Here is a 24942-nt window from a genome sequence, read left to right on the forward strand (position 1 = left end):
CCCGCCTGTCAAACGGGGCCCGCCGCGAGGGTCGCCCCGGCGGGGCGCCGGCCCGGTGGAGTGCCGGCCCCGTGGGGCGCCGAGCCGGTGGGGCGCCGGCCCGGTGGAGTCACGCCCCGGTGGAGTGCCGGCTCGCGCAGCGGGCATCCGGACAACCGCGGGGACCACGACACGGAGAGGCGAAGATGGAGATCAGCGGCATCATCAGTGCCATCGTCATCGGCATCATCATCGGTGTCCTGGGACGGCTCGTCGTTCCGGGCCGCCAGCACATAGGCATCCTGTGGACGATCGTCATCGGCATCGTGGCCGCGCTGATCGGGGCGGCGGTGGCCTCCGCGCTCGGCGTGGCGGACACCAAGGGCGTCGACTGGATCGAGTGGCTCATCCAGATCGCGCTCGCCGCGGTGGGTGTGGCCGCACTGGACCGGGCGAAGGCGCCCCGGCGCTGACCGGCCCCCACCCTCCCGAACGCCGCCCGGCCATCGCCCCGCGTTCCCGGGCGGCGCCGGCGTCCCGGGCCCCGGTGACGGGCGGGTGCGGACGGACGCCGCCCCGCCCGTCGCCGCGGTCACGGCTCGTAGACGTACGGCGTCGTCGTGGTCAGCGGGACGAAACCGAGGCGTTCGAGGATGGGGCGGCTCTCGCTGCCGGCGTCGACGTGCAGGTAGCGGTAGCCGCGGTCGGCGGCGATGCGGGCGCGGTGGGCGACCAGTGCCCGGTAGATGCCGCGGCCACGCCACTGTTCGGCGGTGCCGCCGCCCCACAGACCGGCGAATCCGGTGCCCGGCGGCATCTCCATGCGGGCCGCGCTCACCGGCTCGGCACCGGCGAGGGCGACGACGGCGACCAGCGTGTCCGGGGCCGTGGTGAGCTGGGCGAGCAGGCGGTGGCGCAGAGCGCCGTCGTCGGGGCCGAAGGCCTTGTCGTGCACGGCGATCATGAGGTCCACGCCGGCCTCGTCGGTGACGGTGTGCAGGCGCACGCCCTCGGGCAGCGCCGCGTCGAGCGAGAGGTCGGTGACCTCGGCGACCATGAGCGTCTCCTCCGGTTCGGCTGTGAACCCGGCGGCCGTCAGCCGCCGCCCGAGGTCCGCCGGCCGGTCGTGCCCGTACAGCTTCCATTCGAAGGGGTGGCCCAGCGCGGAGAAGTGGGCCACCTGCTCGGCGATCGCCGCGTCGGCGCCGTCGGCGTCCAGAGCGGACCACAGGACCCCGTTCCAGTCCTGTGCGGTGCTGCCGACGTGGCGTATCACGTCCCCGGCGCGTTCGACGCGGGCGGCGGGGGAGTCGGGACGGGCGCGTTCGCGCAGTTCCCGGTCGTAGCGGGCGAGTACCGTGGCATGATCCATGCGCCGGACCCCATCAGAGGCGGCCGCCCGGGGGCAACCTGTTTATGACCCTTCCCGCCCGGTGGCCGAGCCCGTTCCCGGCCCCTCCCCCGCCCCCGGCCGGTCCCGCGCCGGCCCCTCCCCCGCCCGCGGCCGGTCCCGTTGGGGGCCGTCTCGCCCCGTGGCGAACCCGGTTCCAGGCGCGCCCCGGCCCCGCTAGCCCAGTTCCAGGGTGGTGACGCCGAAGACCCGTTCGCGGGCGTGCTCACGCACCGGTCCCGTGTACATGCGGGCGGTCTCGAACGACGGCGTGAGGCCCGCCTCCTCGGCCAGGGCCACGCCGGCCGCGTTGGTCTCCGGGACGTCCACGGCGATGTCCTGCCCCCGGGCCGCGGCGCACAGGGCGGCGAACAGGGCGCGCGCGTCCTCGGGGGTGTCGGCGAACAGCGGACCGATGCGCAGGCTGTCGCGGGCCGGGCGGAGCACGCCGTAGCCGGTGACGCGGCTTCCGGCGGCGCGGCGCACGAAGGTCCCGTGGCCCTGCGTGGTCAGCCAGCGGCCGAGGAAGCGCGGGCGGTCGGCCGGGTGGCAGAGCGCGTCGTAGGCGATGAGGTCCGGCAGGTCCGCGGCAGTGGCGGGCCGCACACCGGCGGGGGCCTGGGCGGCCGGGGCGGCTCCGGCGAACCGGACGGTGCGGTGGGCCGGACGGAAGCCCGACTGCCGGTAGTTGTCCTGCTGGGCGACGACGCCGTCCAGACCGACCGTGCGGCTGCCCGCGTGCACCAGGGCGGTCTTCCAGGTGGTCAGGCCGTGTCCCCGGCCGCGCAGGTCGGGGCGGACGAGGTAGCAGCCCAGGAAGGCGAAGCCGGCACCGTGGTTCACCACCGAGATCGCGGAGACCGGCTCGCCGCCGATCAGGCCGAGGAAGAAGCCGTCCGGGTCCTGGGCGAAGAAGGCGGGACCGTCGGACAGCCCGGGGTTCCATCCCTCCTCGGCCGCCCACCGGCTGATGACCGGCCAGTCCTCCAGGGTCGCCTGGGTGACGACGAGGTCTTCGCGGGCCTCCAGGACCATCGGTGCGCTCCATTCCGTTGCGGGCGGTGCGGGCGGTGCGCGCAGCATCCTTGCGGATCACGCCTCCGGGCGCCACGGCGGGATCAGGCCGCGCACCGCCCGGACGGCGGGAAGCGGGACGCAGGACGGCCGGTGACCGGGCGGGGGCCGGGTCCTGCTCGAAGGGGCCGGTGCGCCGGGCGGGTGCGGGGGGCTGTGCGGCGGGTGTGCCTGGGGGCCGCGCGCCGGGCGGGCCGACGCGGAGGGGGGCCTGAGGCGGGGGGCCTCGGGCGGAGTTCCCACCGGTGGGGGGACCGGCTGCGGTGGGACACTCCCCTGCGGCCGGGCGGGTCTCAGCGGAGCGTGGCGGGCCGGAAGCGCCGGTAGAGGACGGCTCCGCCCAGCAGGAGGGCCGCGCTCGCGGCGACGGCGGGCGTCGTCCCGTCCGCACCGGTGTGGGCGAGCGACGTGCCGGTGCGCGGTACGGCCACGGGGTGCGGCACGGGCTTGGCCGCCGGGTGCGGCGTGGAGCGCGCGGGGGGCGTGACGGGGTGCGGCGCGGGCCGCCCGGCGGAGGTGCTGACGGACGTGTCGCCGGTGGCCGGGTCGCCGATGCCCACCACGTTCACCGTGTTGCCGCTGACGTTCACGGGCACGTGCACCGGGAGCTGGATGCCGTTGCCGGAGAGCACGCCCGGCGCATCCTTTCCGCTCCCGCGTGCCGTGGCTCCCCCGGTGGACGGCGCGCCGCCCCGCCCGCCGGAGATGCCGGCGCACCGGTTGCCCGCCGCGGGATTGAGGAGACCGACGACGTCCACCGTGTCGCCGCACACGTTCACCGGGACGTGCACCGGGAGCTGAAGGGTGTCGCCGGCGAGCAGCCCGGGCGAGCCGGCCGCGGCGCCGTCCGCGGTGGCACCCCCGTCGGCCGCGAACGCGGCGGACACCGGCACGGCCATCGCCAGCGCGCCGGAGGCGGCGACGGCGATCACACCATTTCGGGTAACCCGTTTCATAGGTCCTGTGCCTTCCGGACATGGACGCGGACGCTTGCCCGCACCGGGTAGAACGCGGGTCGGCCGACCGGGTTGTGGCCGGTCCGTGATTCACCCCTCCGGGTGATGCGCCGGCCGTCTCCCGGTGGCCTCTTCTCGAACGGCGCGGGGAGCGTCGTACGTCTGACGGAACGGTCCTGCACCGGAATTCCACCGGGAGGCGCGGGGCACGGGGGCCGCTTATGGTGGGCGAGGGCGTTGTCCCGGTCCGCGGCGGAGCGCCCCTGGAGGCATCCATGCTGGCCAAGCCGTCGACGCGGTCCGCGGCCCGGCGCTGTGTCTGCGTCGGGGCCGTCGCTCTGGCCCTGTGCGGTGCGGGGCCGCCCGTGGCCGCCGCCGGCGCGGGACCGGCGGGCCTGGACCGCTTCTACCGGCAGAAGGTGACGTGGACGGCGTGCGAGACGGGTGCGCCGAAGGACCTGCAGTGCGGCAAGGTCACCGTCCCGGTCGACTACGCCCGCCCGGCCGCCGGCACTCTCGACCTGGCGCTGGCCCGGTACCGGGCCACGGGACGTCCGCAGGGCTCGGTGGTGCTGAACTTCGGCGGCCCCGGCGGCTCCGGCGTGTCCGAACTGGCGCTCAGTGGACGGCAGTTCATGGACCTGACCAACGGCTACGACGTGGTCAGCTTCGATCCGCGGGGTGTCGGCAGGTCCTCCCCCGTCAGCTGCGGCGTCGATGCCGGCGGCTCCTCCGGTTCGGGCGGTGACACCGGTGCCGCGCAGGCCGACCTGGGCGACGCCCGGGCCGCGCGCAAGGCGCTCGCCGAGTGGAAGAAGCTGGCGGCCGAGTGCACCGGCCACGCCGGTCCGGTCCTGCGCCACATGGGCACCGTCGACGCGGCCCGGGACCTCGACGTGATCCGGCAGGCCCTCGGGGACGGGAAACTCAACTACCTGGGCTTCTCCTACGGCACCCGGCTCGGGGCGGTGTACGCGGCCGAGTTCCCCGGCAAGGTCGGGCGGATGGCCCTGGACGGGGTGGACACGCTGACCGAACCGCTGGCGGAGCAGGGCCTGGTCGCGGCGGAGGGCCAGCAGACGGCGCTCGACGACTTCCTCGACTGGTGCGTGCAGGACATCGCCTGCCCGTTCGGCCAGGACCGGCGCCAGGCCGGTGACCAGGTCGTCCAGCTCGTCAGGTCGCTCGACGAGAACCCGGTGCCGACGGGCCTCGGCGGCCGGCTGACCGGCCAGCAGCTCGTCGGCGCGATCGGCCAGGCCCTGTACAGCAAGGCGATGTGGCCCTCGCTGGAGCGGGCGGTCGCCTCGCTGGTGCAGGACGGCGACACCCGTCCCGTCCAGTCCCTCGCCTCCGGCGGCATGGCACTTCCGGTCCGGCGGCATCCGCGGGACCCGCAGGACCGGCCGCAGCCGCCGGCCCGGCGGAGCACGCGCGAGGCCCCGCGGCCGCACGGCGGCGGGCTGGTGAACGGCGCGGACGTCCCGCTGGACAACGCGCCGGCCGCGATGATGGCGGTCAACTGCGCGGACGACCCGGACCGCCCGGACGCCGGGCAGCTCACCAAGGACCTCGGGCGGCTCAGCGCGGAGTACGCGCAGGCCTCGCCGGTCTTCGGACGCTACCGGCTCAACGAGCTGCTGATGTGCTACGGCCGTCCCAGGGGGACCGACTACATCCGCACGAAGGTCCGGAACGTCGACACGGCGAAGATGCTCCTCGTCGGCACCCGCGGCGACCCGGCGACCCCCTACCGCTGGACCGTGGAGACGGCGCAGCGCCTGGGCTCCTCCGCGGTGGTGCTCGACAACCGCAGCGACGGCCACACCGGCTACGGGTCGTCCTCGTGCGTGCACCGCAAGGTGGACGACTTCCTGCTGTACGGCTCGCTGCCCGCCGACGGCAGTTCGTGCCCGGCGGACCCGCGGCCCGGCACGAGCGGGTGAGGGGCGGTCGCTCGTCCCTCCCCCGCGCGCGGCGTCCCCCGTACGGAGCAACGAGGGGCCGCGGGGCAACCAACCGGCCCGCCCGGTGGTCACACTGAACGGGCCCGGGCGGGAAGGCACGCGGCCGTCCGGCGGCCGTGACCGCGCCCGGCCCCGACCACGCGCCCCGCACGCGCACGACCACGGACGTCACCCTGGGGGATCCATGCGTATCCGTACCGCCGTCGCCCTTTCGGCCGCGCCGGCCGCCGTCGCCGTCCTGCTGCTGTCCGCCCCGCCCGGGCAGGCGGCCTCCGCGCGCGCCGCCGCGCGGCCTGCCGCTCCCGCCTGCGCCGGGTCGCGGCTGACCGTCCGGGCGCAGGCCGTGCCCGCCGACCGGACCGTGGTCCGCGTCCAGGTCACCAACCACGGCCGTGCGTGCGCCGTCGACCGCGTCCCCACGGTCACCTTCGGGGACCTGGACGGCGCGGCGCAGCCGGTTCCGCCGGGCGGGAGCGGCCCGTACCGGCTGGACGCCGGGAGGACCGCGTACGCGGCGGTGCGCACGGTGGCGCACCCGGCGGACCCCGAGGTCCGCCGGGTGGACTCGCTGACCGTCTGGACGGACCCGTCGGGGCCGGGCCGCGTCTTCACCGCGGCCGAGCTGGGCGCGGGCGGCTCGGTCAGGGTGTGGGAGCCGGTGACGACGTGGTGGCAGCCGTCGGCCGCCGCCGCGGACCGGGCGATCGGACTCAGCCGGTGACGATCTCCGGGCGGTAGAGGTCGAGCCACACCGCCAGGTCGAGGGTCTTCTCCAGACCGCGCCGCGCCGCCTGCGTGCTGACGGGGGTGTCGCGGTGCGCGGCGCGGCGCACCCGCTCCCGGTCGACCAGTTCGAACACCGGGTGGTCGGGCCGGGCGAGCAGGTCCTTGACGTGGTTGCGCAGGGCGGTCGCGTAGGCGGGGTCCTGGGTCGACGGGTAGGGGCTCTTGACCCTGTCGTACACGGACTTGGGGAGCAGGTCGGCGGTCGCCTCCCGGAGCAGGCTCTTCTCCCGTCCGTCGAACGACTTCAGGGACCAGGGCGTGTTGTAGACGTACTCCACGAGCCGGTGGTCGCAGAACGGCACGCGGACCTCCAGGCCGACGGCCATGCTCATCCGGTCCTTGCGGTCCAGCAGGACGCGGACGAAGCGGGTCAGGTGCAGGTGGCAGATCTGCCGCATCCGGTACTCGAAGTCGCTCTCGCCGTCGAGGCGGCGGATGGCTGAGACGGCGGTGCGGTAGCCGTCCGCGACGTACGCCGGCAGGTCCAGGGCGCGGGCGAGGTCCGGGGGCATGACGTCGCCGTCGTCGCCGAAGTCGCGGGTGAAGCGCACCAGCCAGGGGAAGGTGTCGGCGCGGCGGGCCTCCTCGTCGAAGAACTGGAGGTAGCCGCCGAAGACCTCGTCGGCGGACTCGCCGGACAGGGCGACGGTGGAGTGGTCGCGGATGCTGCGGAACAGCAGGTACAGCGAGGCGTCCATGTCGCCGAACCCCATGGGCAGGTCACGGGCCCTCAGCACCCGCGCCCGCACCTCCGGGTCGGCCAGTGACTGCGCGTCGAGCACGATGTCCTGGTGGTCGGTGTCGGCGGCGCGGGCCAGGTCGTGCACGAACGGCGTGTCGGGGGTGCCGCGCAGTTCGTCGGCGACGAACCGGTCGGTCTGGCCGACGAAGTCGACGGCGAAGCTGCGCACCTTCTCGCCCTGCTCGGCCAGTTGACGGGCGGCCAGCGCGGTCATCGCGGACGAGTCGAGGCCGCCGGAGAGCAGGGTGCAGCGGGGCACGTCGGCGACCAGCTGACGGCGCACGATGTCGTCGAGGAGGGAGCGCACGGTGGTGATGGTGGTGTCGCGGTCGTCGGTGTGCGGCCGGGTCTCCAGCCGCCAGTAGACGCGGGTGCGCAGACCGCCCCGGTCGACGGTGACGACCGTGCCGGGCTCGACCTCGCGCATGCCGTCCCACACGGCGTGGCCCGGCGTCTTGACGAAGGCGAACAGCTCACGCAGGCCGTCGAGGGTCACCCGGGGGCGGACCAGCGGGTTTGCGAGGATCGCCTTGGGCTCGGATCCGAAGAGGACGCCGTCGGGCGTCGGGTGGTAGTAGAACGGCTTGATGCCCATGCGGTCGCGGATCATGACGAGCTTGTCGTGCCGGCCGTCCCAGACGGCGAAGGCGTACATGCCGTTGAGCCGCTCGGCGACACCGTCGCCCCATTCCAGGTAGCCGCGCAGCACGACCTCGGTGTCGGAGTCGGTGGTGAAGCGGTGGCCGCGCGCGGTGAGGTCGGTGCGCAGTTCCGTGAAGTTGTAGGCCTCGCCCGAGTAGACCAGCGCGACGGTGCCGTCCGGGGTGGTCTCGCTCATCGGCTGGCGCCCGCCGGGCAGGTCGATGATCGCGAGCCGCCGGTGACCGAGCGCCGCGGGTCCCTGGGCCCACGTCCCCCGGTCGTCGGGGCCGCGGCAGGCCATCGTCTCCGTCATCGCGTCCAGCGTCGCGGCCTCGGAACGCAGGTCGCGGTCGAAGGAGACCCAGCCGGTGATGCCGCACATGTCGTACCTCCAGCGAACCAGTTGTACCCAGCACCTATATGACGAGCGTGTTTCACCCGCCCCGGACCGTCAACGCGGCCGTGACCCGCGCGGCCGCGCGACCCCCGCGCTTTCGGCCGGACTTTGCCTCCCGGAGATCCATCGGCCGGGCGCCGACCGGGGGCCGGTCCGGGATGGTCCGCCCCGATTCGGCCACCGGCAAAGACTTGCCCAACGGACGCCGTCCCTGCGCCTGCGTACACGATCTCCCCGGGCGGCGCGTGCCGCCTGTGGGCGACATGACGCCCCGGACGGGCCGGGCCATCCGGACCGGCGCCCTCTGCCCGAGCGGCGTGGTCCGCCGGACCGCCATGACCTTCCGGGCCGGCGTGATCCTCCTGGCCCGCGCGGCCCTCGGACCGCGTACCGGCAAGCGAGCGCCCGCAGCAACCAGTTACCCCGCTCGCGGCGACCGATTACTCCAAATGCCCGATATGCGAATCCGCCCTATGGTGCTGTCATGGAGCACGATCTGAGTCCCGCGACCCTCGCCGAGCTGCGGCGCCCGCGCAGCTATCCCGCGGTGTCCGTGCTGACGCCGACACATCGCAGGGAACCCGACAACGCCCAGGACCGGGTCCGGCTGCGCAACGCCGTGGCCGAGGCCAAGAAGCAGTTGGAGACCGACCCGGCGGTCACCCGGGAACGCCGGACCGAAGTCGAACACCAGCTCGATCAGGCGCTGTCCGAGGTGGACCTCACCTACGCCGAGGACGGACTGCTGATCTTCGCCGCGCCGGGTGAGCACCAGGTGTGGTCGCTCGGCCGCAGCGTGCCGGAGCGGGTGGTGCTCTCCGACACCTTCCTCACCCGCAACCTGGTCTCGGCGAACGCGGCCGAGCGGCCCTTCTGGGTACTGTCCGTCTCCGCCGACCGCACGACCCTGTGGAGTGGCGGCGGGGGCCGGATCGCCGAGGACCGCACCGGCGGCTTCCCGCTGACCCGGGATCTCGACGAGAACTTCGACGCCGAACGGCAGGAGCGGATCGGTGACGCGCCGAGCACCTTCCGCGACGAGCGCACGCGCCAGTTCCTGCGGGAGGCCGACACCGCGATGGGTGCGGTGCTGCGCGAGCACCCGCGCCCGCTGTACGTCACCGGCGAGCAGGGCGCGCTGGCGGTCCTCGACGAGTGCGGCGGTGTCGCCCGCGACGCGGTGCACGTCCCGCACGGCGGTCTGGCGCACGGCACGCCCGAGGCGGTGCGGCGGGCGCTCCAGCCGGTGCTGGAGGCGCGGGCCCGCGAGGACACCGAGGCCGTCGCCCGGGAGCTGGAGGCGGCGCGCGGGCGCAAGGCGTTCGCCGCGGGCGTCGACGAGTTGTGGCGCAGCGCCCGCGAGGGCCGCGTCCGGCTGCTGGCCGTCGAGGAGAACTACCGGGTGACCGTGCGCGACGACGCCGGCGACCACCTGGTCCCGGCCGAGGGCGACGACCTCGACGCCCGCGAGGACATCGTGGACGAGATCGTCGAGCAGTGCCTGGAGACCGGGGCCCAGGTGCGCTTCGTGCCCGACGGCACGCTCGGCGAAGAGCAGGGCATCGCCGCCGTGCTGCGCTACTGAGCGCACCGCCCCGGCCCCGGCCGGCCCTCCTCGCCGGCGTCTACGCTACGGCGCAACCGTCGACGAGGAGGAACGCACGTGGGTGAGCTGCTGGGTGTGGCGGTGCTGGGCGCCGGACACATGGGGGCCGATCACGTACGGCGCCTGGACCGGGTGGTGAGCGGCGCCAGGGTGGCCGCGGTGGCCGACCCCGACACGGCACGGGCCGAGGAGGCGCTGGGCAGTGTCGCGGGGGCCTCGGTGCACGCCGATGCGCCGGCCGCCCTCGACGCGCCCGGCGTCGACGCGGTCCTGGTCGCCTCCCCCGGGCCCGCGCACGAGGAGGCGCTGCTCGCGGCCTTCGCGCGCGGGCTGCCGGTGCTGTGCGAGAAGCCGATGGTGCCGGACTCGGCCGGTGCGCTGCGGGTGGTGGAGGCGGAGGCGCGACTGGGCCGGCGGCTGGCGCAGATCGGCTTCATGCGGCGCTACGACGCGGGGTACCGGCAACTCAAGTCCCTGCTGGACAGCGGGGAGCTGGGGCGGGCGCTGATGCTGCACTGCGCCCACCGCAACGTCTCCTCCCCGCCGCACTTCACCAGCGCCATGCTGATCAACAGCTCCGTGTCGCACGAGATCGACGCGGCCCGCTGGCTGCTGGGGCAGGAGCTGACCGCGGTCACCGTCCTGCGTCCGGCCGCTTCCGCCGGGGCTCCCGAGGGGCTGCTCGACCCGCAGTTCGTGCTCTTCGAGACGGAGCGGGGCGCGCTGGTGGACGTGGAGGTCTTCGTCAACTGCGGCTTCGGCTACCAGGTGCGGTGCGAGGCGGTGGGCGAGCGGGGCAGCGCCCGGATCGGCGACGACCACGGCATGGTCGTCACCCGGCGTGGCGGCGCGCACGAGCAGGTGCCGCAGGACTACCTCGTGCGCTTCGCCGACGCCTACGACCGCGAGGTGCAGGCCTGGGTCGACGCCACCCGCAGCGGGCGCGTCACCGGGCCCGGCGCGTGGGACGGCTACGCCGCCTCCGTCGTCGCCGAGGCGGGGGTGCGTTCACTGGAGCACGGCGGCCGGGTGCCGGTCTGCCTGGCGCCCCGCCCGGACCTGTACGCCCCCGCCGCCGCCTGAGCACGGGCGCGGGCGGCGGGCCCCCTCACACCGCGCCGAACAGTGCGCTCAGGCCGCGGTCGACGGCGGCGCCGACGTCCTCCCGGCCGGGCGCGACGACGGCGTAGCTGCGCAGGAGGAAGCGGCGCAGCGCCGGGGTGTCGAACTGGAGGAGGGCCATGCCCGACCGGGAGTGCAGTTCGATCGCCGTACGGGCGCCTCCGCAGGGCCAGAAGTGCACGTCGCCCGCCCCGGCCGGCTGTTCGAGGCCTTCTTCCAGCAGGATGCGGGAGAAGGTCCAGGTGACCTCCTCCCCGTCGAGGGAGGCCTCGGGCGGGAAGTCGATGTGCACGGCCAGCGGGTCCGCGGAGGCGTAGCGGAGCATGGCGGGCACGGTGAGTTCCTGTCCGTCCGCGGTGATCAGACGGGCGCGGGCGGACTGCTCGAGGGTGGTGTCCATGGTCGGTCTCCCCTGCGGGTCGGAGGTCGGCCGGTTCTGCCGTGTGTTCTTAGGAGCCCGCAGGTGCCGTTTGCATTACGCCTGACCACCCACGAATTCATGTGACCTGTGTCACCCTGCCGGCCCCGGGGCGTCGCAGCGCCCGCCGAGGGGAACACCGAGCCGTCGAACACACGCTTGAACGGCGACGTGACCCGCCCGCGATTCCGCCGATTCCCGTAGCCGCCCTACGCCTTGACCGCCCCGCGCAGTAGGCCGAAGGCGCAGCCGAATCGCCCCGCGAAGACGGTGGCATATGCCAGAAGCACCACCGTATCGTGTGTCGCCGAATCCCTTACGGGCCGTCGCCGGCTGTGCCACAGTCGTAGCGGTCCCACCGCTCCACGCGACCCGTCCCCTCATCGGAGTCCGTCATGCCCTCCCCCCTCTTCGCGGACCGCACGCCCGTCCGGCCGGGCGGGCGCGGTGCGCTCGACGCCCCGGCCTCCCGGGCGCGCCGGCTCGCGGGCGAGGTTGGTGCCGTGCGCCGGGAGGCACGGGAGGGCGCCCCGCTCGGGCGGGTCGGCTGCGCCGAGTGGAACCTGCTGACGGGCGTGGCCGACTGGTCCGGCGCGCTGCACCGGATCCTCGGCCGGGCCCCCGCCGCTCCCGCGCCCACCCTGGACGAACTGCCCTCCGTGGCGCACGAGGAGGACAGGGCCCGGCTGACCGCGAGGGTCACCGGCTGCCTGGTCGACGCAAAACCGGTCCACGGCGAGTTCCGCGTCGTACGGCCGGACGGCACGGTCCGCACCGTGCACATGACGGGCGAACCGGTGCTCGGCGCCGACGGCGGCACCGCCTCGATGCGGGCGGTGCTGCGGGACGTCAGCGCTGTGCGCCGCGGCCGGCCGGCCCTGCGCGAGACCCGTGACTGGCCGCAGCGCCACCGGCACCCGGCGCAGACCGGGCACCGGCTCGCGGTCGAGCCGCGGGAAGCCGCGCTGCCCCCGTGGCGCGGCTCCCCGCGGTTCCCGCACCGGGGCGGCCCGGGGCTCCACCTGGCCGCCCGTCACCTGCCCGCCGCAGCCCCGGTCACCGGCGGCGACTGGCACGAGACCCTGGAACTGCCCGACGGCGACACCCTGCTCGGCGTCGGCCGGCTCACCGGAGGCGGCCCCGGCGCCGCCCGCCCGCTGAGTGCCCTGCGCGGGACGGCCGGGACGGGCGCCGGACCGGCCCGACTGCTGTCACGGCTGAACCAGTTGTCCGACACCACCGGCCGGACCCGCCCGAACGGCGCCGTCTGCTGCCGCTACCGGCCCGCCGGCCGCACCCTGACCTGGGCGCGGGCGGGACTCCCCGCCCCCCTGCTGTTCCGCGACGGGAGGGGGCGGACACTGGACGCGCCGGACGGCGTGCTCCCCGGCGCCGCTTCGGCCGCCGGTCACGGGCAGGCCGAGAAGACCCTCCGGCCGGGCGACCTGCTCCCGCTGCACTCCGGCGCCCTGGTGCCCGGACGCGACACGACGGCAGCCGTGAACCGCCTGCTGGGTCTCGCCCCGCGGTTTGCCGCGGCGCGCGGGACGGCGTGCGCACGGTCCTGGAGGAGTTCGGCGCGGCGCAGCGCGAGGACGACGCCTGTGTGCTCGTCGCCAGGGTGACGCCGTGACCGGATGACGCGTGACCGGCCTCGGCTCGTCTACGCCGGTGCGCTGCCCGCGCCCTTCGTCCGCGGCCGGGGCAGGGCGAGCCGGATCTCCTCCCGCAGTTCGTGGATCTTCGGATAGGTGGCGTACTGGGCGGTGAGCCGGTACATCTCGCGCAGCCGGTCCCAGGTGCGCCGGGAGGAGTTCGACCCCATCGACATCAGCGCCAGCCGCGCGTAGCGGTCCGCCTGTTCGGGATCGTCCGCGATGAAGCAGGCGGAGGCCATGGACAGGTGGTCGAAGATCTTCGACCGCTCACGGCCGTCGACCCGCAGGGCCAGCGCCTTCTCCGCGTAGTGCTGGGCGTGCACGGCCGCGTCCGGGTCGAACTCCGCCAGCGTGCGGTACGCGAGCGCCTGCATGCCGTACAGGTCCTCGTCCTTGAAGGTCTGCATCCAGGGCAGCGGTTCGTGGTTGCCCTTCTCCGAGACGAACAGGTCCTCCGCCCGGCCGAGCGTCCGGCGCATCGCCTGGCCCTTGCCCATGGACGCCTGGGCCCAGGCCTCGATGGTGTGGAACATCGCCTGGGTGCGCGGCTGCAGTCCCTCACCGGCCCCGGACTGGGCGAGCTTCATCAGGTCCAGCGCCTCGTCGGGCCGGCCCAGGTGCACCATCTGGCGGGCCGCGCGCGAGAGCGCCTCGCCCGCGCGGGGCCGGTCGCCGCCCTCGCGCGCGGCGTGCGTGGCGATGACGAAGTACTTCTGGGCGGTGGGCTCCAGGCCGACGTCGTGCGACATCCAGCCCGCCAGGACGGCGAGGTTGGCGGCGACGCCCCACAGGCGGCGCTGGAGGTGGGCGGGATGGCGGTAGGCGAGCATGCCGCCCACCTCGTTGAGCTGGCCGACCACCGCCTTGCGCTGCAGCCCGCCGCCGCGGGCCGCGTCCCAGGCCCGGAACACCTCCACCGAGCGTTCCAGTTCCTCGACCTCCTCCGCGCCCACCGGGGCGGCGTCGTAGCGGTCGAACCCGGCCGGGTCGGCGTGCAGGGGGTGGTCGAGGTCGGGGGCGTCGGCCTTCAGGGTCGGATCGGTGTGCAGCCAGTCGCGCATGGCGCCGGTGAGTGCTGATCCCGCGGTGAGCGCGGCACCCGCGCCCACCAAGCCGCGTCGGTTGAGCATGAGGTCCATTCCCGTGAATTCGGTGAGGACCGCGGCGGTCTGCTCGGGCGCCCACGGCATGCCGTCGGGATGTTCCACGTCCCGCTCGCCCTGCCGTCTCCCCGTACGCCCTTGCCGCACCAGACCGAGGTCCTCGATGGTCACGACACGGCCGAGACGCTCGGTGAACAGGGCCGCCAGCACCCGCGGCACGGGATCGCGCGGGATCTCTCCCATGTCGATCCAACGCCGCACCCGGGAGGTGTCGGTCGCCAGCTGGGGGTGGCCCATGGCCGCCGCCTGCCGGTTGACCAGCCTGGCCAGCTCCCCCTTGGACCAGCCGGCCAGGCCGAACAGATCCGCGAGACGGGTGTTGGGTTGTCCTGTCACGTCAAGCCCCCAGGTACTCGGCTGAGTTGACAGTAGACCCGGTGAGAGTTGCCGGGCGACTATTCGCCAGGGTTCGCCAGGGTGCGCCAGATGGTGTGCCACGGGGCCACGGGTGTCAGGTAGGAAAGCGCCACCCCGACCCGGTCGCCGAGGGACATTCCCCAGGGTGCACCCGGGCGACCGGGCCGGGCAGCGCGCTTCGAGCAGCAGGCACACGAAGGGATCTGTCTCGCCCATGTACGCAGCATCGTCCTCCGTGTCCGCCCCGCCCCGGCCGCTGCGCGCCCGTCCGGGCACCGGCGGTCCTTACCTCGACCCCGCGCGTCCGGCGGCCCCCGTGCTCGGTGTGGGCCGGCCGCGGCGCGCCCCGGGGCTCGGCACACCACCGCTCAGCGGGAGGCTCGATCTGTCCGGCCCGCAGGGCGCCCAACTGCGCACGGCGCTCGCCTCGGTGCAGCGGATCTGCCCGGAGTTCGCTCCCGTGCAGGTCCTGCGCCGCAGCGCCCGGTCGGTTCTCCTGGTCGGCACGACCGGGCGCAGCACGGCCGTCGCCAAGTGCTTACTGGACCCGTCCCGTGAATGGGCCGAGCGGTACCGGCACGAAATAGCGGCCTACCGTTCGTTCGTCCGGCACCGGCCCCCGGTCCGCGTGCCCCGGCTGATCGCGGCGGACCCGGACAACTGCACGCTGGTGATCGAGCGGGCGCCGGGCCGGGTGGCGGCCCTCCAGCGGCACCCGTCGCAGACCCCGCCGCGAGCGGACATCAAGGCGGCCCTCGGCGCGATCTGCCGGCTCAATCGGTGGCGGCCCCCGGCGGGCACGTTCGACGCCCCGCTGGACTACGCCGCCCGGATCTCCCGCTACCACGAGCTGGGCCTGCTCACCGACCGCGACATGGGCGACCTGCAGAAGCTGCTGCACGGCATCGCGCACGCGGCGGGCCGCCAGGGCATGGGCCAGTTCTGCCACGGGGACGCGCTGCTCGCGAACATCCTGCTCTCACCGGCCGGTCCCGTCCTGGTGGACTGGGAGCACGCGGGCTGGTACCTGCCGGGTTACGACCTGGCGACCCTGTGGTCGGTGCTCGGCGACGCGCCCGCGGCACGGCGGCAGATCAGCCAGCTGGCCCAGGCGGACGGTCCGGCGGCCCGGGACGCCTTCCTGGTGAACCTGATGCTCGTCCTGACGCGGGAGATCCGCACCTACGAGACGGCCGTGCAGCGTTCGATGCACGACGCCGCCCCGACGGCACCGGGCGCCGCCCACCCGGCCGCCGCGCCGACCGGTGAGGAGCAGCGGCTGCTGCTGAGGCGGCTGCACGACGACTGCCAGCTCGCCCGCAGGGCCGTACGCGCGGCGGTCGGCACTCGCTGACAGGGACGCAGGGCCGCGGCGCGCCACCCCTGCGGGCGCACCGCGGCCCTGCGCCGGGCCACCGCCGGCCTTGCGCCGTGACACCGCGGCGCTCCCCCGCGGCACACCACGGTCCGGTTCCGCCGCGCTCTCGGCAGTCGTCCTCGCGCGCCACGGACCCCGGCGGTCCTTCTCCAGCGGGGCGTGCGCCGCCGGGTGCGCCTTCTCCCCCGCGTCCCGCGGGCCTCTCGCCGTCGCGCCGCGGACCGCCCTCACCTTCTCGCACCACGGGCTCGCCCCGGCCGCCCCGCCGGCCTTCTCCGGCACACCGTGCGGCCCCTCTCCTCGTCCCGGCGCGGCCTCCGCCCGGTCCGTCCTCCCCGTCGCGCATCGCCGGCCCTCGCCGCCCCGCACGCTCCCTTCACCGCGCCCGCCGTCCTCCCGCCCTCCCCCCGGCGCGCCCTCACCGTCCGCCCCGGAGATCTCGGCGCCGGCCCGCCGCCCTTCCCGGGGCCCGGGCGGGGAGCGGTCGGCAGGCGTGGTCACAGGTGTATGCCACTGACGCCCCGCAGGCCCGTGCGGTGTCGCCGCGAAACTCGCCGGGACCCCGGCTGACATGGGAAATCGCCCGGCCGCGCGCATGATTGACGGATCGTCGGACAGCCGGTACCACTGACCCCACGCCGGCCCCGCACGCCCCGTCACGCCCGAGTGCCCCAGGAGGCAGCATTGCGAGGATCCGTCACCGACTCCAGAGCCACGCCGGGCCGCACCCGGGCGCGTACGGCGGCGGGTGCCGTCGCCTGTGCCGCGCTGCTGCTGCCGCTGCTCGGCGCCGCGCCGTCCGCCGGCGCCGCGGACGGCACCGGTGCGCCCGGCGACAGCGGCCGGCTGCAACGGGCGTTCGCCTCCGCGGCGGCCGAATACCACGTGCCGCTCAGTGTGCTGCTGGGCGTCTCCTACCTGCAGTCCCGCTGGGACGCACACGCCGGCGCCCCGAGCGTGACCGGCGGCTACGGTCCGATGCACCTCACGGACGCGCACACGGCGCTGGCCCGCGCCGAGCACCACGGCGAGGGCGCCGAGGATCCGCGCGGTGACAGCGCCCGCCCCGCCCTGCACCCCGCCGCGCGCACGGCCGTACCGGCGGACTCGGCGCTGCCCGACCGGCTGAAGACCCTGCCCCGGGCCGCCGGCCTGACCGGGATCCCCGCCGAGCGGCTGCGCGGCGACGCCGCGGCGAACATCGCGGGCGGCGCGGCCCTGCTGGCCGCCGCGCAGAAGCGGCTCGGCGAGCCGCTGAGCGCGGATCCCGCCGAATGGTACGGGGCGGTGGCCCGGTTCTCGGGCGCGGACGACAGCGCGACGGCGGCGGCCTACGCGAACGACGTGTACGACGTGATCCGCTCCGGCGAGCGGCGCACCACCGACGCCGGACAGCGCGTCGTGCTGGCCGCCCGGCCGCGCCTGGCCCCCGACACCGCGCAACTGGCGCGGACGGGCCTCGCGCACCTCTCGGCGGCCGGCACGCAGTGCCCGGCCTCGGTGTCCTGCGAGTGGGTCCCGGCGCCGTACCAGCAGTTCGGCACCGACGACTACGGCAACCACGACCTGGGCGACCGGCCGGATTCGCAGCGCGTCCGGTACATCGTCATCCACGACACCGAGGGCCGCTGGGACGGCGTCCTCAACCTCGTCCAGGACCCGACCTACGTGTCCTGGAACTACACGCTGCGCTCCACCGACGGCCACATCGCCCAGCACGTGAGGGGCGAGGACGTGGCCTGGCACGCGGGGAACTGGTACGTCAACGCCGCCTCGGTCGGGCTGGAGCACGAGGGCTTCCTCGCCGAACCGGACGCCTGGTACTCGGAGGCGATGTACCGTTCCTCGGCGCGGCTGGTGAAGTACCTGGCCCGGAAGTACGGCATCCCGCTGGACCGGCAGCACATCCTCGGCCACGACACGGTGCCCGGCCCGACCACCGGGACGATCCCGGGCATGCACACCGACCCCGGCCCGTACTGGGACTGGCGGCACTACTTCGAGCTGCTCGGCCGCCCGTTCGAACCGACCGCGGGCAGGAACGGCGGGCTGGTGACGATCCGTCCCGACTACGCGGCCAACCAGGTGGAGTACACGGGCTGCACCACGGCCGGCGAGCCGTGCGCGGCGCACGGTTCCGGCGAGGTGCGGCTGTACACGCGGCCCGACACGTCCGCGCCGCTGGTGAAGGACATCGGGCTCAGGCCGGACGGTGGCGACTCCACGACCGACGTCAACGACGTGGCGTCGCGGGCGGAGACCGGGCAGCAGTACGCGGTCGCCGGCCGCCAGGGCGACTGGACGGCGATCTGGTACCTGGGCCAGAAGGCCTGGTTCCGGAACCCGGCCGGGCAACCCGCCGCGGTGAACGCGGCCGGCCTGGTGGTGACGCCGAAGGCCGGGGCGGACAGCGTGCCGGTGTACGGGCGGGCCTACCCCGAGAAGGAGGCCTACCCGGCCGGGGTGCCGGTGCAGTCGGTGTCGCCGCTGCCGTACAGGCTGCTCGCCGGGCAGAAGTACGTGGTCGGGGACGCGGTGCCGGGTGAGTACTTCTACTCGGTCACGTTCACCACGGACTCACACCGGGTGGTCGTGGGCAAGGACCTGTACTACGAGATCCAGTACGGCCACCGGGTGGCGTTCGTGCGGGCCGCCGACGTGCGGGTGCAGCCTTCGGGTCCGTAGGGGCACGCGGTGCGCCCCTCGCGGGTGCCGGTCCCGGCCGGCGCCCGCGTCCGCTCGTCCGCGCCCGTTCAGCCCTGCTGGAACAGCTCGGCGGGCAGCGGCTTGAGGAGGGCGTACAGGTCGTCGGTGATGGGACGGTCCCAGGCGGCGATGGTGACCAGGACGCCGTCGCTGCGGTCGAACTGCACACAGGAGATCCGGCTCTCGGAGAGCTTGAGCCGGCGCACGATCAGCAGGTTGTCGCCCTGCAGCACCGGCATGTCCTCGGTGCCGACGACGGTGACCTCCTCGTCGTTCTCCAGGGCCAGCAGCAGTTGGGCCACCTCGAAGGGCACCTCGCCGTCGGGGACCTCCCGGGCCGGGGAGCCCTCCGGGAGGTTGCCGATGATCATTGCGGTTCCGCGGCCGCCGAAGAGGTCGTAGCGCAGGAACACACCCTGGCAGGTGCCGTCGGGCGCGGGCAGCAGCCCGGCACCCAGATTGCCGGGCCAGTCGCCCGGGTCCATGGCCAGTACGTCGAAGTCGGGCCCGGCGGGCGTGGCACTGCGGCGACGGAGGAACGACATGCCGCCATGGTACGTGTCCCGGCCTGCCGCGCGACGTGCGGGCGGCCTCCGGCCGGGGCGGGAATTCACCCGGAGCCGGCCCCCGCGGCGGTGCGGTGCCGCTCGTGGTGGCGGGCGACGCGGGCCCGGTTGCCGCAGGAGGGCCCGCACCACTGCTGGCGCGGGTGCTCCTTGAGGAAGTACCGCACACAGCGGGGGGCGTGGCAGGCGCGCAGCCGCTGCCGGTCGGGACCGGCGAGGAAGGCGGCGGCGGCCTGGGCGAGGGCCGCGGTGAGGTCACCGGCGCCGTGGACGGGCCGCCGGTCGAGCACCGGTCCGGCGGACCCCTCCCAGCGCAGCACGGGCACGGTGGGCGTGCGGGCGGCGGCCGCGTTGAGCCGGTCGACGGCCTCGGGCACGGGCATCAGGCGTGCGGCGTCGGCGGCGCTGGGCGCGCCGGGGCGGACGGCGTGGGCGAAGAGCGCGCGGACGGCGGCGCGCAGTTCGCGGACCGCGGCCAGTGCGGCCGCGTCGGCGGTGCAGTGCTGCGCGACGGGCAGGATCTCCGGGTGCGCACGCACCCAGGCGGTGAGCCCGGCCGGGTCGGCCAGGTCGTCGGCGACCCCGCCGGCGCCGTCGTGGCGGAGGGTCAGTGCGAGGTCGAGCGCGAGACGGGCGGCCCTGCCCGGCGAGTCCTGCATACGGCCGATGGTAGTCACGCCGCCGTCCGCCGGTGCCGGAGCCCGGTCCCCCGCACGGCGGCCGCCGGACGGCGGACCGGAGGTCTTGCGGGCGGGGCGGCTCAGGCGCCGCCGGGGCCTTCACTCCTGGGGCGGCGACGGGGGCACCACCGCGATCGGGGCCGCCGCGTGCAGGAGGACCGCCTGGGTGACCGAGCCCATCATGCGGGCCGGGGCGAGCAGGCGCCGGCGGTGGCGGCCCACCACGACCAGTTCGGCACCGCGGGACGCGGCGACCAGCCGGCCGGCCGCGTCGCCGGGCAGGACGTCCACGCCGGCGGGAACATCGGGGTGCCGGGCACGGTGCGGGGCGAGGAAGCCCTCGGCCAGGGCGCGGATCTCGCTCTCCACCTCCCCCTGGTCGATCAGCGGCGCGGGCATCTCCCCGGCCGCCGCCCAGGTCCGGGCGGGCCAGGGGTAGGCCGCGACCGCCTGGAGCCGGGCACCGCGCCGGGCGGCCTCGGCGAAGGCGAACGCGAGCACCGCGTCGTCGGGGCTGTCCACGTGCAGGCCGACGGCCACCCTGGGGCCGGGGCCGGCCGGCACGCCGTCGTGCACCTCGCGTCCGGGCCGGGGCACCACGACGACCGGGCACTCGGCGTCGCGGGCGGCGGCCAGGCCGTTGGAGCCCAGCAGCAGGCTCGCGAACCCGCCCCGGCCGCGGGAGCCGAGCACCAGCAGTTGGGCCGTCGAGCCCAGCTCGGGCAGCAGGACGCCCGGCACGCCGTCCAGCCCGGCGTACTCGACGGCGGTGCCGTCGCCGCCGTGGGACGCGAGACGGGAGCGGGCCGCGTCGAGCACGGCGTCCTCCGCTCCCGCGGGCGGGCCGGCGACCAGGACGCCGGGCTGGGTCCAGGCCGCGTACTGCCGCACATGGACCACCCGCAGCGGTGCCCGGCGCCGCCGGGCCGCGTCCAGCGCCCAGTCCAGGGCGCGCAGGCTGTCGTCGGAGCCGTCGACCGCTGCGACGACCGGCGGAGCGCTCATGGGGTACCTCACCTCCGGAGGGCGGCCTCGCCCGGCCGGGCCGGCCCGGTTCGGGCGGTGGCGCCGGCGGGGCCCTGAAGGCCGCGTGTCCGTAAAAGGCGGCGCCCACACCCCGCACCGGCCTCCCGCGCGGGAGGACGGTCCCGACGGGTCCGTTCCTCCGTTGCCGTCCCGCGGCCGCGAGCCCCGCTCAGGTCAGGTCGAACTCCCCTCCCCGTGCTCCCGAGACGAACGCGCCCCACTCCGCGGGTGTGAAGATCAGCGAGGGACTTTCCGGGCGACCGCTGTTGCGCATCGCGACGAACCCCTCGACGAAGGCGATCTGCACATCCCCCAGGCCACGGCTGCTGGACTGCCACTCGGCGTTGCTGAGGTCCAGCTCCGGCTTGTCCCACCCCGCGAGCGGGTGCTGCTGGACAGTGCTCTCGGCCACGTCCGTGCTCCTCCCGTTTCCGTCGTCCGCGGGCCAGCCTAGCGAGCGGCCGCCACCGCCGACAGGCCGTCCGGAGGGTCCTTCGCGGGAACGGCCCGCCGCGGTCCGGGAGGTTCCGCGCGGGTCCGCCGGGAGCGCGGGATCAGTGCGCGAGGAAGGGTTCCACGACGGCCAGGAACTCCTCGGGCCTGCTCTCGTGCACCAGGTGCCCCGCGTCGACGGTGACGACGCGGGCGTCGGGGATCAGGCCGGCCAGGTCGGTGACCTGCTGCGGCGGGACGAAACTGGACGGGCCGCCCGACACCAGCAGGGTGGGCGCGGTGATCCGGTGCATGCGCGCGCCCCAGGCGGGATCGGGGGCGTTGCGCTGCTCGTCCGTGGCCCGGATCATCGCCCAGTCGTAGGGCAGGTCCCCGGCGGGGCGCCGCGCGGGCGGCCGGGGCGGGTCCAGCGGGACGGGCGCCGGTACGTCCTCCAGGACGAGCCGCCGTACGAGTCCGGGCGCCCGCTGGGCGACCAGGCAGGCGACGGCGCCGCCGAGGGAATGGCCCACGACGTCGGTACGGTCCACTCCGAGCGCCCGCAGCAGGGCGAGCACGTCGTCGCGCAGGGCCTCGTGGGCGTAGGCGCCGGGGCGGTCGCCGAGGCGGCTGCTGCGGCCGTGGCCGCGCAGGTCGGGGGCGTAGACCCGGCGCGGGCGCGGGCCGGTCGCCAGCCGCCGGGCGATCGGTGTCCAGTCGGAGCCGTCGGCGCCCCGGCAGTGCAGCAGGAGGACGGGCGGCGCCTCCGCCTCGCCCCAGGCGCGGTAGGCGAGGGTGACGCCGTTGACGTCGACGATGTGCGGTGCGCTGTCCATGCCGGCACGTTAGGCCCGGGCCGCGCCGGGCCGCCGGTCATTCTGCCGACGGCAGAGCGGTCCGCGTCCGGCCGAGGAAGTCCGTCACCCGCCGCACGAACCACTCAGGGTCGTCGAGCCACGGATAGTGTCCGGCCCCGGGCTGCACCGCGAACTCGGCGCGCGCGAAAGCCGCGGCGGCGCGGCGGGCCAGTTCCGGGCGGGGGCCGCCGTCGACCTCCCCGGCCAGGACGAGGACGGGCGCGGTCAGCTCGCGGAGCGCGGCGCGGGTCGCGGCGGGGTCGAACTCCGCCTCCCCGAAGTAGCGGCCGGCGGCCTCCTCGTTGGTCTGCTCCTCGTCGGCCTCGGCGTGCGCCCGGACGGCGTCGTCCCAGCGGCCGTAGAAGAAGGGGGCGAGCGCCGCGCAGTACTCGCCCCTGCCCGCGAGCCAGGCCCGCAGCCGCGGATAGGCCCCGGCGAACCACGGCTCGCCGCTGCGCAGCCGGGCGGCGGTGAGCCGGTCCCCGGGTGTCGCGCTCAGCCCGAGAGGGCGCAGGGCGGTGGTGATCAGCGCGAGCCGCGCCACCCGGCGGGGGCGGCGGGCCGCGTAGAGCGCCGCGAGGCTGCCGCCCGCCGAGTGCCCGAGGAGGTCGACGCGCTCCAGGCCCAGATGGACGCGGAGCGCCTCCACGTCCTCGACCTGCCGGTCGCAGCGGTACGTCGACGGGTCCGCCGGGACCGCGGAGCAGCCGGTGCCGCGCAGGTCGAGGAGGACGAGCCGGCGGTGGGCGGCGAGCCCGCCGAGGTCGCCCAGGTAGGCGGAGGCCCGCATCGGCCCGCCGGGCAGCACGAGCAGCGGTTCGCCCTCTCCGCGCAGGTGGTAGGCGAGGCGGGTCCCGTCGGGTGCGGTGAAGGCCGGCATGCGGCCGATCCTGGCGGAGGCGCCGCGGACGGGCAAGGAATTTCGCCGCCGCCCCTTGCCTGCGGCCCGATGGCCTGGATTACTGATCTCCAGGATCTCGACCGAATGATCGGTCGACGGACCGGATCGACCGTATTGTCGTGGCAGGTGAGGGAGAGTCCCGATGGCGGATGCGGCACGGCTGCTGGACTCGGGGGAACGGCTGGGCACCGACGAGCTGCGGGCGCTGCAGCTGGAGCGGCTGCGTGCCTCGCTGCGGCACGCCTACGAGAACGTCCCCTTCCACCGCGCGTCCTTCGACGCGGCCGGGGTGCACCCGGACGACTGCCGTTCGCTGGCCGACCTGGCGCGTTTCCCGTTCACCGACAAGGCGGACCTGCGCGCGACCTATCCGTACGGGATGTTCGCCGTGCCCCGCGAGCGCATCCGCCGCATCCACGCCTCCAGCGGCACCACCGGGCTCCCCACGATCGTCGGCTACACGGAGGGCGATCTGTCGGTGTGGGCGGACATGGTGGCCCGCTCGCTGCGCGCGGCGGGCGCCCGGCCCGGCGACGTCGTGCACGTGGCGTACGGGTACGGGCTGTTCACCGGTGGGCTGGGCGCGCACTACGGCGCGGAGCGGCTCGGCTGTACGGTCGTGCCCGCCTCCGGCGGCATGACCGCCCGCCAGGTGCGGCTGATCCAGGACCTCGAGCCCCGGATCATCATGGTCACGCCGTCGTACATGCTCACCCTCCTCGACGAGTTCGAGCGGCAGGGCGTCGATCCGCGCTCCACCTCCCTGCGCGTCGGCGTCTTCGGGGCGGAACCGTGGACCGAGGAGATGCGGCGGGAGATCGAGGAGCGGTGCGGGATCGACGCGGTCGACATCTACGGGCTGTCGGAGGTGATCGGGCCGGGTGTGGCGCAGGAGTGCGTGGAGACCAAGGACGGCCCGCACATCTGGGAGGACCACTTCTTCCCGGAGGTCGTGGACCCGCTCACCGGTGAGGTGCTGCCCGAGGGCGCGGAGGGGGAACTGGTGTTCACCTCGCTCACCAAGGAGGCGATGCCGGTGATCCGCTACCGCACCCGGGACCTGACCCGGCTGCTGCCGGGCACCGCGCGGCCCTTCCGGCGGATGGAGAAGATCACCGGCCGCTGCGACGACATGGTGATCCTGCGCGGGGTGAACCTCTTCCCGACCCAGATCGAGGAGATCGTGCTGCGCACCCCGGGCGTCGCGCCGCACTTCCAGCTCCGGCTCACCCGTGAGGACCGGCTCGACGCCCTCACGGTCCGCGCCGAGGCCCGGCCCGGCGCCGGGCCCGAGGTGCGGGAGGAGGCCGCCCGCTCCATCGGGGCGGCGGTGAAGGACGGCATCGGGGTGTCGGTCGCGGTGGAGATCGTGGAACCGGAGTCGCTGGAGCGGTCGGTGGGCAAGATCAGGCGGATCGTGGACCTGCGCCCGTGATCGGCGTGCGGGTGTGGACGTGCCCGTCGAGCGGGTGGGCGGGCGGCGCGGCCGGCAGGGTCCCGGTCAGCTCGTAGGCGCACTTGTGCGCGACGCGGCAGGACGCCGTGTTGTCCGCCTGGTGCACGAGTTCCAGTCGGGTCAGCCCCTGCGCGGCGAACGCCGCGAAGGCCCAGCCGGTCAGCGCCTCCAGCGCGCGGGGCGCCACGCCCCGGCCGCGCGCGTGGGCCGCGGTCCAGTAGCCGACCTCGGCGGCCGGGGAGCCGGGGGCGACGCCTTTGACGACGGCGTGCCCGACCAGGCGCCCCGCGGCGTGCGGGGCCGCGCTTTCCACCACGGCGAAGGCGAACCGGCCGCCGGCCTCCCGGCCCTGCCGCTGCTGTTCGATCCAGCGGGCGGCGTCCGCCTCGTCGGTGAGGGAGTGGCTCAGGAAGCGGCGCAGTGCCTCGTCCCGGTACAGCTCGGCGAGAGGAGCGGCGTCCGCCGGTTCCCACGGGCGCAGCAGGAGAGCGGGGGCGGTCGCGGTGGCCGGCGCGTCCAGCCGGTCGGTGCTCTCGTGCGGCGGCAGGGACGCCCCTGCGGTCTCGTGCGGCGGCAGAGGGCCCGGCCCCTTCCCCGTCCGGTGCGCGGGCAGGGGGACCGTCGTGCTCTCGTGGCTCGGCATGGGCCCCATCGTGCCCCATGCACCCGCCGGCCCCGTGGGC

General features: G+C 75.4%; 21 protein-coding genes and 1 pseudogene. 9 read left to right on the forward strand and 13 right to left on the reverse strand.

Annotated features, from left to right (window positions below):
- The first annotated feature begins 185 nt into the window (after positions 1-185).
- A complete protein-coding gene (locus IG64_RS08970) occupies positions 186-452 on the forward strand; it encodes a GlsB/YeaQ/YmgE family stress response membrane protein (protein ID WP_037853935.1) in 267 nt (88 codons plus the stop codon).
- 119 nt (positions 453-571) lie between these two features.
- Here the strand turns inward: IG64_RS08970 and IG64_RS08975 are convergent, their stop codons facing one another.
- The 3 genes from IG64_RS08975 to IG64_RS43065 form a co-directional block, all read right to left on the reverse strand.
- Positions 572-1351: a GNAT family N-acetyltransferase gene (locus IG64_RS08975; protein WP_037853937.1), complete on the reverse strand. Its 780-nt coding sequence runs from the start codon at positions 1349-1351 to the stop codon at positions 572-574.
- Positions 1352-1546: 195 nt separating this feature from the next.
- The gene (locus tag IG64_RS08980) at positions 1547-2404 is read right to left on the reverse strand and encodes a GNAT family N-acetyltransferase (RefSeq protein ID WP_037853938.1); all 858 of its coding nucleotides are present in this window, start codon (positions 2402-2404) and stop codon (positions 1547-1549) included.
- Positions 2405-2736: 332 nt separating this feature from the next.
- Positions 2737-3399 (reverse strand): chaplin, encoded by a 663-nt coding sequence (locus tag IG64_RS43065; protein ID WP_107474204.1) that lies wholly within the window; start codon positions 3397-3399, stop codon positions 2737-2739.
- A gap of 275 nt (positions 3400-3674) precedes the next feature.
- Between IG64_RS43065 and IG64_RS08990 the strand changes: the two genes are divergently transcribed.
- Together IG64_RS08990 and IG64_RS08995 are read left to right on the forward strand one after the other, a co-directional pair.
- Entirely contained in the window at positions 3675-5345 is a 1671-nt protein-coding gene (locus IG64_RS08990) for an alpha/beta hydrolase (RefSeq protein WP_037854087.1), read from the forward strand.
- Between the two features lie 205 nt (positions 5346-5550).
- Positions 5551-6087, forward strand: coding sequence for a DUF4232 domain-containing protein (locus IG64_RS08995; protein WP_037853941.1), 537 nt, complete (start codon positions 5551-5553; stop codon positions 6085-6087).
- Here the strand turns inward: IG64_RS08995 and asnB are convergent.
- Positions 6077-7918 carry an asparagine synthase (glutamine-hydrolyzing) gene (gene asnB / locus IG64_RS09000; RefSeq protein WP_037853943.1) on the reverse strand — a complete coding sequence of 614 codons (1842 nt, stop codon included), beginning with the start codon at positions 7916-7918 and terminating at the stop codon, positions 6077-6079. The genes IG64_RS08995 and asnB overlap by 11 nt on opposite strands.
- 499 nt (positions 7919-8417) lie before the next feature.
- Between asnB and IG64_RS09005 the strand changes: the two genes are divergently transcribed.
- Entirely contained in the window at positions 8418-9518 is a 1101-nt protein-coding gene (locus IG64_RS09005) for a chemotaxis protein (RefSeq protein ID WP_037853945.1), read from the forward strand.
- 78 nt (positions 9519-9596) lie between these two features.
- The gene (locus IG64_RS09010; RefSeq protein WP_037853947.1) at positions 9597-10622 is read left to right on the forward strand and encodes a Gfo/Idh/MocA family protein; all 1026 of its coding nucleotides are present in this window, start codon (positions 9597-9599) and stop codon (positions 10620-10622) included.
- A gap of 25 nt (positions 10623-10647) precedes the next feature.
- Here IG64_RS09010 and IG64_RS09015 read toward each other — a convergent pair whose 3' ends face one another.
- Complete coding sequence (locus IG64_RS09015) at positions 10648-11061, reverse strand: SsgA family sporulation/cell division regulator (RefSeq protein ID WP_037853949.1); 414 nt, start codon at positions 11059-11061, stop codon at positions 10648-10650.
- Positions 11062-11474: 413 nt separating this feature from the next.
- Here IG64_RS09015 and IG64_RS09020 point away from each other — a divergent pair.
- A pseudogene (locus IG64_RS09020) lies at positions 11475-12712 on the forward strand (PP2C family protein-serine/threonine phosphatase).
- Between the two features lie 30 nt (positions 12713-12742).
- Here the strand turns inward: IG64_RS09020 and IG64_RS09025 are convergent.
- Positions 12743-14236, reverse strand: coding sequence for a hypothetical protein (locus IG64_RS09025; RefSeq protein ID WP_037853950.1), 1494 nt, complete (start codon positions 14234-14236; stop codon positions 12743-12745).
- Between the two features lie 235 nt (positions 14237-14471).
- Here IG64_RS09025 and IG64_RS09030 point away from each other — a divergent pair, with 235 nt between their 5' ends.
- Positions 14472-15611, forward strand: a complete 1140-nt coding sequence (locus IG64_RS09030; protein ID WP_037853951.1) for an aminoglycoside phosphotransferase family protein — start codon at positions 14472-14474, stop codon at positions 15609-15611.
- A 708-nt stretch (positions 15612-16319) separates the two neighbouring features.
- Positions 16320-18320, forward strand: a complete 2001-nt coding sequence (locus IG64_RS09035) for an N-acetylmuramoyl-L-alanine amidase (RefSeq protein ID WP_037853952.1) — start codon at positions 16320-16322, stop codon at positions 18318-18320.
- Positions 18321-18388: 68 nt separating this feature from the next.
- Here the strand turns inward: IG64_RS09035 and IG64_RS09040 are convergent, their stop codons facing one another.
- From IG64_RS09040 to IG64_RS09065, 6 genes are all read right to left on the reverse strand, one after another.
- Positions 18389-18886 carry a hypothetical protein gene (locus IG64_RS09040; RefSeq protein ID WP_037853953.1) on the reverse strand — a complete coding sequence of 166 codons (498 nt, stop codon included), beginning with the start codon at positions 18884-18886 and terminating at the stop codon, positions 18389-18391.
- Positions 18887-18951: 65 nt separating this feature from the next.
- On the reverse strand, positions 18952-19566 hold the full coding sequence (locus tag IG64_RS09045) for a CGNR zinc finger domain-containing protein (RefSeq protein ID WP_037853955.1): 615 nt from the start codon (positions 19564-19566) through the stop codon (positions 18952-18954).
- Between the two features lie 120 nt (positions 19567-19686).
- Positions 19687-20592: a universal stress protein gene (locus tag IG64_RS09050; protein ID WP_037853956.1), complete on the reverse strand. Its 906-nt coding sequence runs from the start codon at positions 20590-20592 to the stop codon at positions 19687-19689.
- 190 nt (positions 20593-20782) lie between these two features.
- Positions 20783-21025: a DUF397 domain-containing protein gene (locus IG64_RS09055; RefSeq protein WP_037853957.1), complete on the reverse strand. Its 243-nt coding sequence runs from the start codon at positions 21023-21025 to the stop codon at positions 20783-20785.
- A gap of 142 nt (positions 21026-21167) precedes the next feature.
- Complete coding sequence (locus tag IG64_RS09060; protein ID WP_037853959.1) at positions 21168-21881, reverse strand: alpha/beta fold hydrolase; 714 nt, start codon at positions 21879-21881, stop codon at positions 21168-21170.
- A gap of 37 nt (positions 21882-21918) precedes the next feature.
- Positions 21919-22782, reverse strand: a complete 864-nt coding sequence (locus IG64_RS09065) for an alpha/beta fold hydrolase (protein ID WP_037853960.1) — start codon at positions 22780-22782, stop codon at positions 21919-21921.
- A gap of 163 nt (positions 22783-22945) precedes the next feature.
- Here IG64_RS09065 and paaK point away from each other — a divergent pair, with 163 nt between their 5' ends.
- A complete protein-coding gene (gene paaK, locus IG64_RS09070) occupies positions 22946-24238 on the forward strand; it encodes a phenylacetate--CoA ligase PaaK (protein WP_037853961.1) in 1293 nt (430 codons plus the stop codon).
- Here paaK and IG64_RS09075 read toward each other — a convergent pair.
- Positions 24210-24902, reverse strand: coding sequence for a GNAT family N-acetyltransferase (locus tag IG64_RS09075; protein WP_078883908.1), 693 nt, complete (start codon positions 24900-24902; stop codon positions 24210-24212). The two genes, paaK and IG64_RS09075, sit on opposite strands and share 29 nt — an antisense overlap.
- Positions 24903-24942 lie beyond the last annotated feature (40 nt).

It is taken from the genome of Streptomyces sp. NRRL S-340 (genome assembly GCF_000720185.1).
Lineage (GTDB): Bacteria > Actinomycetota > Actinomycetes > Streptomycetales > Streptomycetaceae > Streptomyces.

Coding starts and splice junctions, on each gene's coding strand:
- IG64_RS08970 (WP_037853935.1), top strand. CDS start 186: ATGGAGATCAGCGGCATCATCAGTGCCATCGTCATCGGCATCATCATC.
- IG64_RS08975 (WP_037853937.1), bottom strand. CDS start 1,351: ATGGATCATGCCACGGTACTCGCCCGCTACGACCGGGAACTGCGCGAA.
- IG64_RS08980 (WP_037853938.1), bottom strand. CDS start 2,404: ATGGTCCTGGAGGCCCGCGAAGACCTCGTCGTCACCCAGGCGACCCTG.
- IG64_RS43065 (WP_107474204.1), bottom strand. CDS start 3,399: ATGAAACGGGTTACCCGAAATGGTGTGATCGCCGTCGCCGCCTCCGGC.
- IG64_RS08990 (WP_037854087.1), top strand. CDS start 3,675: ATGCTGGCCAAGCCGTCGACGCGGTCCGCGGCCCGGCGCTGTGTCTGC.
- IG64_RS08995 (WP_037853941.1), top strand. CDS start 5,551: ATGCGTATCCGTACCGCCGTCGCCCTTTCGGCCGCGCCGGCCGCCGTC.
- asnB (WP_037853943.1), bottom strand. CDS start 7,918: ATGTGCGGCATCACCGGCTGGGTCTCCTTCGACCGCGACCTGCGTTCC.
- IG64_RS09005 (WP_037853945.1), top strand. CDS start 8,418: ATGGAGCACGATCTGAGTCCCGCGACCCTCGCCGAGCTGCGGCGCCCG.
- IG64_RS09015 (WP_037853949.1), bottom strand. CDS start 11,061: ATGGACACCACCCTCGAGCAGTCCGCCCGCGCCCGTCTGATCACCGCG.
- IG64_RS09030 (WP_037853951.1), top strand. CDS start 14,472: ATGTACGCAGCATCGTCCTCCGTGTCCGCCCCGCCCCGGCCGCTGCGC.
- IG64_RS09040 (WP_037853953.1), bottom strand. CDS start 18,886: ATGTCGTTCCTCCGTCGCCGCAGTGCCACGCCCGCCGGGCCCGACTTC.
- IG64_RS09045 (WP_037853955.1), bottom strand. CDS start 19,566: ATGCAGGACTCGCCGGGCAGGGCCGCCCGTCTCGCGCTCGACCTCGCA.
- IG64_RS09050 (WP_037853956.1), bottom strand. CDS start 20,592: ATGAGCGCTCCGCCGGTCGTCGCAGCGGTCGACGGCTCCGACGACAGC.
- IG64_RS09060 (WP_037853959.1), bottom strand. CDS start 21,881: ATGGACAGCGCACCGCACATCGTCGACGTCAACGGCGTCACCCTCGCC.
- IG64_RS09065 (WP_037853960.1), bottom strand. CDS start 22,782: ATGCCGGCCTTCACCGCACCCGACGGGACCCGCCTCGCCTACCACCTG.
- paaK (WP_037853961.1), top strand. CDS start 22,946: ATGGCGGATGCGGCACGGCTGCTGGACTCGGGGGAACGGCTGGGCACC.
- IG64_RS09075 (WP_078883908.1), bottom strand. CDS start 24,902: ATGCCGAGCCACGAGAGCACGACGGTCCCCCTGCCCGCGCACCGGACG.